Source organism: Streptomyces sp. SID13666 (genome assembly GCF_010548325.1).
Classification (GTDB): domain Bacteria; phylum Actinomycetota; class Actinomycetes; order Streptomycetales; family Streptomycetaceae; genus Actinacidiphila; species Actinacidiphila fildesensis.
In genome coordinates, this window is the sequence record NZ_JAAGLX010000026.1 from 117,982 (window position 1) to 126,131 (window position 8,150).

The window sequence follows — 8,150 nt, forward strand, 5'->3', positions numbered from 1 at the left end:
CGGCCCCCGTAGGGGCCGGCCCGGCGTTTCTCGTTTGGGGGGATCCTCAGCGCAGGCGCGCCATCAGCGCGTGCTCCACCAGGGTGATCAGCGCGGACTTCGCCTCACCGCGGTTGCGGGCGTCCGTGGTGATGATCGGTGCCTCGGGCCCGATCTGCAGGGCCTCGCGCACCTCCTCGGGGCCGTACGGCTGGTGGCCGTCGAAGCCGTTGAGCGCGATCACGAACGGCAGGCCGCTGTTCTCGAAGTAGTCCACGGCCGGGAAACAGTCCGCGAGCCGCCGGGTGTCCACCAGGACGACGGCGCCGATCGCTCCGCGCACCAGGTCGTCCCACATGAACCAGAAGCGGTCCTGGCCCGGGGTACCGAACAGGTACAGGATCAGGTCCTCGTCCAGCGTGATGCGGCCGAAGTCCATCGCCACGGTGGTCGTGGTCTTGTCGGGCGCGTGCGTCAGGTCGTCGATACCGGCCGACGCGGAGGTCATCACAGCTTCGGTGCGCAGCGGGTTGATCTCCGAGACGGCACCGACGAACGTGGTCTTGCCCACGCCGAACCCGCCCGCCACCACGATCTTCGCGGAGGTCGTGGAGCGGGTCGCCCCGTTAGAGCTTGCGAAGTCCACTGAGCACCCTTTCAAGCAATGTCACTTCTGGCTGACCACCCGCGGACTCGTCGCCACCGGGCTGGTGGACGGCGACCAGCCCGGCCTCGGCCAGGTCGGCGACGAGAATACGGGCGACACCGAGAGGGATCGTCAGCAGTGCGGAGATCTCCGCCACCGACTTGATCTCCCGGCAGAGAATGCAGATCCGCTGGTGCTCCGGCAACTGCCCCCGCAACTGCACCGGGTCGGCCGTGGTGCTGACCAGCGCCTCGATGGCGAGCTGGTAGCGCGGCCGGGTCCGGCCCCCGGTCATGGCGTACGGCCGCACCAGCCCGGAAGGGGCCTGGGCGCGCTGCCGGCCGGGCCGTGCCGGTGCCTGCGGCGGATCGTACGGCTGGATCCGGGGCTGGCGGTAGCGCGGCTCGGGGTCAGGAGTCGGAGCCGAGGGGAAGTTGTAACGGTTCAGAGGCGGCTGCTGCTGCTGGCTGCCGTACGGATCTCCGCCTGGTGGCGTTGTCACGGTTCCTCCTCCTGATGAAGGTTGTGGGGGCTGCGTTCCCGCACCCTATGGGTACGGGGACGCGCCCGCACGCCTGTCCGTTAGTTGAGCAGGCACCTAGTTGAGAAGACTGCTAATTGAGCAAACTGCCTTGAAGTTCGGAGCGGAGGTCGGGGGTGAGGACGGTCCCGGTCCGGTCGACCAGCAGGGCCATCTCGTACCCGACGAGGCCGATGTCGCACTCGGGGTGAGCGAGTACGGCCAGCGAACTGCCGTCGGAGACGGACATGATGAAGAGGAATCCGCGTTCCATCTCCACGACCGTCTGGTTGACGCTGCCGCCTTCGAAGATGCGGGAGGCTCCGGCGGTGAGCGAGGTCAGGCCGGAGGCGACGGCGGCGAGCTGGTCGGCGCGGTCACGAGGAAAGCCCTCGGACATCGCGAGCAGCAGGCCGTCGGCGGAGACCACCACCGTGTGGGACACCCCAGGGGTGTTGTCCACGAAGTTGGTGATCAACCAGTTCAGATTCTGTGCCGCCTGGCTCATCGGACTCAACTAACGCTCCTGGTTCTGAGGGCCACCGTAGTGATGGTCGGGGGCCTGGCCGTTCGTGTCAGTTCCCGCAGTGCGTCCCTGCTGGACGCCACGGCGCAGATTGCTCAGCCGGCCGCGGACGTCCTCCGGCGCGCGGGAGACCTGTGGGCCGCCCTGCGGAGTCTGCTGTGCGGTACCCGCGACCAGGTTGGCCTTGGGTACTCGACGGGGCAGGCCGGAGGGGGTTACCCCACCCGCCTTGGGTTCGCGGACCTGTTCGGCCCGCTGCCAGTGCTGGTCGTTCTGGGAACGCCAGTCGGTCTCGGCCTCTTCCGGTGCCTGTTCCGGCTCCGGATCGGGCTGGGGGACCGGCTGGACCGCCGGTTCCGCCGCCACCTGGTCCGGTTGCGGCCACTGCCGGTCGCGGCGTGGCAGGCCGGCATCCGTCAGCGAGGGGGAGCCTACGCTCTCCGGCGCCCCGAAGGGGGCCCCGGGAACGGAATCCGGCGCCTGCTGATCCTGCTGGGCGACGGGCTGCGCCCAGTCGTCCAGCACGGGTGGGACGGGAGCTCCGGAAGGTGCGGGCTGGACCGGGAAGTCCTGCTGCCACTCCGGCTCGTAGGACGACGGCTGCTGGTACGCGGGCTGCGCACCGTACGGGTCGCCCTGACCGTTGTACTCCGGCTGGCCGGCGAAGTCCTGCCCGCCGAAGTCCTGCCCCTGGAAGTCCTGCGCCGGGTAGCCCTGGCCCTGGAAGTCCTGGCCCGGGGCGTAGCCGCCGTCGTACTGCGGCTCGTACCCCTGCTGGTCCTGCTGTCCCCGCTGCCGCGGGATGTCGTCGCCGAACATCGCGACGTCCTCCGGCCGTTCCGAGGCCGAGGCCTCCAGTTGGGCACGGCGCTCCTCGCGCTGCAGCGAGCGGCCGACGGGGTCGAGCTGCCCGGGGGCGCCGGAGGCCGTGAACGCGGACTCGTCCGACCGCTCGTACTGGGAGTCGTCGAAGCCCAGCTCGGCGGCGGTCGGCTGGTAGCCGAACTCGGCGGTCGAGTGCTCGGGGACGATGCGCGACACGGTGAAGTCCGAATCGTCGTCCTCGGGCAGTTGGTCCTCGCCGCCACCACCGTGGGTGATCGGCTCCGGGAGCATGACGAGCGAGGTGGTGCCGGCCTGCTCGCCCGAGGGGCGCAGCTGGACGCGGACACCGTGCCGGTCGGCGAGCCGGCCGACCACGAACAGGCCCATGCGCTGGGAGATCGCGACGTCCACGGTCGGCGGGTCGGCCAGCTTGTGGTTGATGTCGGCGAAGTCCTCGGCGGTCAGGCCGATGCCCTTGTCGTGGATCTCGACCATGACGCGGCCGTCCGGCAGCCGGGTCGCGGTGACCCGCACCTTGGTCTGCGGCGAGGAGAACGTGGTGGCGTTCTCCAGCAGCTCGGCCAGCAGGTGCACGAGGTCGGTCACGGCGGTGCCGTGGATTTCCGTCTCCGGTATCCCGACCAGCTCGATGCGCTCGTACGCCTCCACCTCGGAGGCCGCCGCGCGCAGCACGTCGACGAGCGGGACCGGCTGGTTCCAGCGGCGGCCCGGCTCCTCGCCGGCGAGCACCAGCAGGTTCTCGCCGTTGCGCCGCATACGGGTGGCGAGGTGGTCCATCTTGAACAGGTTCTCGAGCTGGTCCGGGTCCGCCTCGTTGTTCTCCAGCTCGGTGATCAGCGTGAGCTGTCGCTGGATGAGGCCCTGGTTCCGGCGCGAGAGGTTGGTGAAGATCGCGTTGACGTTGCCCCGCAGCAGAGCCTGCTCGGCGGCGAGCCGCACGGCCTCGCGGTGCACCTGGTCGAAGGCGCGGGCGACCTCGCCGATCTCGTCGTGGCTGGTGATCGGGATCGGCTGGACCGTGGTGTCCACCCGGCCCGGGTCGGTGCGCGACAGCTGGTCGACCAGCCCCGGCAGCCGCTGTTCGGCGACGTCGAAGGCGGCGTTGCGCAGCTTGCGCATGCTGCGGCTCATGTTGCGCGCCATCATGCCCGCGATGATGAAGGCGACGATCAGGGCGAGGACGACGATGGCCGCGTTGATGATCGCGTCGGTCTTGGCGCTGGAGGAGATGGTCTCGGCGTCGCCCACGGCCGTTTCTGCGAGGTTCTGCTCGACGGTCCGGTACGCGTCGAAGGCGAGCGTGTTGCTGGCGAACCAGCTCTCCGGGGTGATGCCCTCGGCGCGGAGCTCCTTGGCCGACTTGTCCGAGGCGATCTCGGCGACCATCTTCTCGATGCCCGGCGGGGGCACGAACGTCTGACCGGCCTGCTCGGCCTGCGCGGCGGCGGCCGTGAGCTGCTCCTTGCCCTTCTTCTCCGCGGCGGCCTGGGCGTCCTTCAGGTGCTGGGCGTCGGCGGGGGTACCGCCGCCGCTGTACTCCTGGAGCGCGATGCCCTGCAGGTAGAGGTACGAGGTGAGGGCGGTCTGCTGGAGCTTCTTCTCCCTGGCCGGCACCTGGCCCTCGACCAGGATGTGCATGCCGATGGAGCGGCTCAGCGACTCGGCGGCCTTGGCCAGCGAGATGGCGTAGAGGGTACGGCCGTAGCTGGTGATGTTCCCGGTGCCGAGGTTCAGCTCGTTGGAGAGCTCCATCAGCGGGTGCTGCACGCTGACGTACGCCTCTTCGGTCTGCTTGTCGGGCAGCTGCCGGGTGTAGGCGGCCTTGCGGATGGTCTGCAGGCGGGGCTCCGCCTTGCGGAAGCCCTCCACGCGGCGCTCCAGCGAGGCGGAGGCGGGCATCTGGTCGACGGCCTCGTTGAAGACCTGGGCGGCGGCGTCGGTGGCCGCGTAGGCCCCCGTCACCACCGGGTCGTCCCGCCTGCCCTGCACCAGGGGAACGACCGTGATGTCACGTTCGTTGATCAAGGCGTGGCTGTAGCCGGCCGCCGCGCGCACCAGGATGGCGGTGCGCTTGGCGGCGTCCGCCTGCTGCCAGGTGTGCACGGAGTTCTGCACGGTGAAGCCGCCCATGACGAGGGCGACGAGTACCGGGATGAGGAGGATGGCGTTCAGCTTGGTGGCCACCCGCCAGTTGCGCACCGCGAAACGGCTGCCGGACCCGGCAGGGTCCGGGGTGGCGACAGCGGTCGCGTCGGGCACGCCCTCGTACCGCTGGGGCGGCGTGAAATTGCCCCGGGGGCCATCCGCGGAGCCCGGCTCTGCTCGCCTCGTGTCCCTCACTTGACCAACAACCTCTCGGCGACAACACAGCAAAGTGCCGTTACTACTCTCGGGTTCTGCGAATTTCAGCACGTCATGGGGGTACTAGCCAAACGTCGTACAAAGTGCAACGAACACTCGAACACGCTGAGATAAATAGGGCATAAGCTCTTTGAGGTGCCAAACCGCACGACCGGTATCACCGCAACGGAACCAGTCGAGCGCGGGGGGTGTTCGCCACCCGTCGATTCTCTGTCGAAACGTTATGAACGCAAGAACCGGCCGTGTCAAATGACACAGCCGGTCCTGGGGACAACTGGCAACCATGAAGGCTTACTTGAGTCGAGCCAGCAATGCGTGCTCCACGAGCGTGATCAACGCGCTCTTCGCCTCGCCGCGGTGGCGGGCGTCCGTCGTGATGATCGGAGCCTCGGGCCCGATCTGCAGCGCCTCGCGTACTTCCTCCGGCCGGTAGGGCTGGTGGCCCTCGAAACCGTTGAGGGCGACGACGAACGGCAGGCCGCTGTTCTCGAAGTAGTCCACGGCCGGGAAACAGTCCGCCAGCCTGCGGGTGTCGACCAGCACGACGGCGCCGATCGCGCCCCGCACCAGGTCGTCCCACATGAACCAGAAGCGGTCCTGGCCCGGCGTACCGAACAGGTACAGGATCAGGTCGTCATCGAGGGTGATTCGGCCGAAGTCCATCGCCACCGTGGTGGTCGTCTTGTCCTGGACGTGGCTGAGGTCGTCGATCCCGGCCGACGCGGAGGTCATGACGGCCTCCGTGCGCAGCGGGTTGATCTCCGAGACCGCGCCGACGAACGTGGTCTTGCCCACGCCGAAGCCGCCCGCCACCACGATCTTGGCCGAGGTGGTGGACCGGGCCACAGGCGGGCCGTAAGCCGCCTGCGGTTGCGGTCTAGAGCTTGCGAAGTCCACTGAGCACCCTTTCGAGCAGTGTCACATCAGGCTGTCCGCCGGCCTCGCCACTGCCCGGCTGGTGGATAGCGACCATGCCGGCCTCGGCGAGGTCGGCCACGAGAATGCGGGCCACGCCGAGCGGGAATCCCAGCAGCGCGGAGATCTCCGCGACCGACTTGATCTCCCGGCAGAGGTGGCAGATCCGCTGGTGTTCGGGGAGCAGCCCCTGGTACTGGCCCGCATCGGCCGTGGTGCTGACCAGCGCCTCGATGGCGAGCTGGTAGCGCGGCCGGGTACGGCCACCGGTCATGGCGTACGGCCGCACCAGCGGCTGGTCGCCTTCATCCCCGTACGGCGCGTGGTGGGACGCGCCGTACGGGCCCGGCGAGGCGGGTGGCGGGGTCATGAGGGTCCTCCGTGTCCGGGCAAAACGGTCTCGGTGCAGGAAGTACGCATCGTGCGGTGAAAACGTGATCAGAGCAGTCAGTGCATCAGGCTGCCCTGGAGTTCGGAGCGGAGGTCGGGGGTGAGGACGGTCCCGGTCCGGTCGACCAGCAGGGCCATCTCGTACCCGACGAGGCCGATGTCGCACTCGGGGTGAGCGAGTACGGCGATCGAGGAACCCTCGGAGACGGACATGATGAAGAGGAATCCGCGTTCCATCTCCACGACCGTCTGGTTGACGGCGCCGCCTTCGAAGATGCGGGAGGCTCCGGCGGTGAGCGAGGTCAGGCCGGAGGCGACGGCGGCGAGCTGGTCGGCGCGGTCACGAGGGAAACCCTCGGACATCGCGAGCAGCAGGCCGTCGGCGGAGACCACCACCGTGTGGGACACCCCAGGGGTGTTGTCCACGAAGTTGGTGATCAACCAGTTCAGATTCTGTGCCGCCTGGCTCATCGCACTCAACTATCGCTCCTGGTTATTCGTGCCGAAGCCCCGGCCGTCGGTGTTGCCATTGCCTGCCTCGCGGCCCTGCTGGATGCCACGCCGGAGGTTCGTCAGCCGGCCGCGCACATCGTCGGGCGCCCGGGAGACCTGAGGACCGCCCTGCGGCGCCTGCTGGGGGGTTGCCCCGCCTGCGACCAGGTTGGCCTTGGGTACCCGGCGCGGCAGACCGGAGGGAGTGACCCCGCCCGCCGACGGCTCGCGGACCTGTTCGGCCCGCTGCCGGAGTTCGTCGTTGGGAGAGGTGCGCCAGTTCGGCGTCTCCCGGGGCGCCGGCTGGGTCGGCTGGGCCGGAGTGACCGGCCGCGCCTGGACCGGAGCCGGTGCGGGCTGTTCGGCCCGGGCCCGCTGGGGCTGCTGCTGCGGCTGGGCCGGCAGCGGCTGCTGTTGCTGGGCCGGCGGCGTCTGCCGGGGCTGCGGAGCGGGACGGGCCGGAGCCGCGGGCGCGGCGGCGGTGGGAGCGGCGGGCGCCGCCCGTTCCACGTGCACCTGCTGCATCCGCTCGGCCTGACCGGTACGGAACCAGTCGGACTCCATCGTTGCGAAGATCGGCGTGGGCTCGTCACCGCGCGGCGGGGCCGGCGGCAGTGCCATCGGCTCGTTGACCGGCGGCAGTTGCGGCTCGACGCCGCGGTTCGGCTGCCGGTTGGCCTGCTGTGGGTAACCCTGCTGCTGGTTGCCCTGCTGGCCGTTCTGCGACGGCTGGCCCTGCTGCGGCGGCCGGTTCCCGTTGAACCCGCCCGCGGCCGGAGGCCCGCCGCGCTGCGGCAGACCCTGGGCCGGGACGTTCTGGCCCGGGTACGGCTCGGTCAGCGACCGGTCGCCCGCCGGGGGAGTGCCGACCACCGGGAACTGTCCGGTGTCGGTCCGGCCGTCGGGGTAGCCGGGGCCGGCCTGCTGCCGGCCGGCCGGCAGCGGGAACTCGCCGGTACCGCTGTTGTCGGGCTGCGCGGGGCGCTGGAACTCACCCGTGGACTCCGGCTGGTACCCGTCGGGGCGAGCCCCGCCGCGTACCGGGGCCGGGCCCGGTGCTCCGCCGAAGACGTCGGAACGGAAGCCGCCGGGGCCCGCGTCCTGCGCGGTGGGCGCGGGGTACGGGTTGTTCGTCGGGGAGAACGGGTCGCCGAGCGGCAGACCGGCGTCCTGCCGGGAGCCGGCACCCGGGTTCGGGCGCTGGTAGTCGCCCCGCGGCTGCGGCTGCTGCGGTGCCGGGCGTGAGCCGGGCGGCGGGCCGTCGAAGTCGGGGCGCTCGAACCTGGCGGTGGACTCCACGTCCTCGTGGCCGCGCGGAGCGTCCATCGCCGGGCCGCGGTCGGCCGGAGCGGGGAAGCCCTGCTGCGGGTTCCCGCTGCGCTGCGGCTGGCCCTGCGGGGGCTGGCCGCCCTGCGCCCAGCTCGGGCCGGACGGCTGCGGCTGGCCCTGCGGCTGACCGGTGTGCTGGCCGCCGC

At 70.4% G+C, this 8,150-nt stretch carries 7 protein-coding genes and 1 pseudogene; all 8 read right to left on the minus strand.

Going from position 1 to position 8,150, the window contains the following annotated elements:
• Window positions 1-46: 46 nt before the first annotated feature.
• The gene (locus tag G3I60_RS28245; protein WP_138358192.1) at window positions 47-625 is read right to left on the minus strand and encodes an ATP/GTP-binding protein; all 579 of its coding nucleotides are present in this window, start codon (window positions 623-625) and stop codon (window positions 47-49) included.
• Window positions 606-1,127 (minus strand): DUF742 domain-containing protein, encoded by a 522-nt coding sequence (locus G3I60_RS28250; RefSeq protein WP_138358190.1) that lies wholly within the window; start codon window positions 1,125-1,127, stop codon window positions 606-608. Before G3I60_RS28250 ends, G3I60_RS28245 begins: the two co-directional genes overlap by 20 nt.
• A gap of 112 nt (window positions 1,128-1,239) precedes the next feature.
• Entirely contained in the window at window positions 1,240-1,653 is a 414-nt protein-coding gene (locus tag G3I60_RS28255; protein ID WP_138358230.1) for a roadblock/LC7 domain-containing protein, read from the minus strand.
• 9 nt (window positions 1,654-1,662) lie between these two features.
• A complete protein-coding gene (locus tag G3I60_RS28260; RefSeq protein WP_343241837.1) occupies window positions 1,663-4,776 on the minus strand; it encodes a nitrate- and nitrite sensing domain-containing protein in 3,114 nt (1,037 codons plus the stop codon).
• A gap of 393 nt (window positions 4,777-5,169) precedes the next feature.
• The gene (locus tag G3I60_RS28265) at window positions 5,170-5,724 is read right to left on the minus strand and encodes an ATP/GTP-binding protein (RefSeq protein WP_138358186.1); all 555 of its coding nucleotides are present in this window, start codon (window positions 5,722-5,724) and stop codon (window positions 5,170-5,172) included.
• A 31-nt stretch (window positions 5,725-5,755) separates the two neighbouring features.
• Window positions 5,756-6,163 (minus strand): DUF742 domain-containing protein, encoded by a 408-nt coding sequence (locus G3I60_RS28270; RefSeq protein WP_138358185.1) that lies wholly within the window; start codon window positions 6,161-6,163, stop codon window positions 5,756-5,758.
• 77 nt (window positions 6,164-6,240) lie between these two features.
• The gene (locus G3I60_RS28275) at window positions 6,241-6,654 is read right to left on the minus strand and encodes a roadblock/LC7 domain-containing protein (RefSeq protein WP_285370762.1); all 414 of its coding nucleotides are present in this window, start codon (window positions 6,652-6,654) and stop codon (window positions 6,241-6,243) included.
• 9 nt (window positions 6,655-6,663) lie between these two features.
• A pseudogene (locus G3I60_RS28280) lies at window positions 6,664-8,150 on the minus strand (histidine kinase); the annotation flags it as partial.

Excerpts from the sequence above, each read along its gene's own strand:
- G3I60_RS28255 (WP_138358230.1), bottom strand. The coding sequence starts at position 1,653 with ATGAGCCAGGCGGCACAGAATCTGAACTGGTTGATCACCAACTTCGTG.
- G3I60_RS28270 (WP_138358185.1), bottom strand. The coding sequence starts at position 6,163 with ATGACCCCGCCACCCGCCTCGCCGGGCCCGTACGGCGCGTCCCACCAC.
- G3I60_RS28275 (WP_285370762.1), bottom strand. The coding sequence starts at position 6,654 with ATGAGCCAGGCGGCACAGAATCTGAACTGGTTGATCACCAACTTCGTG.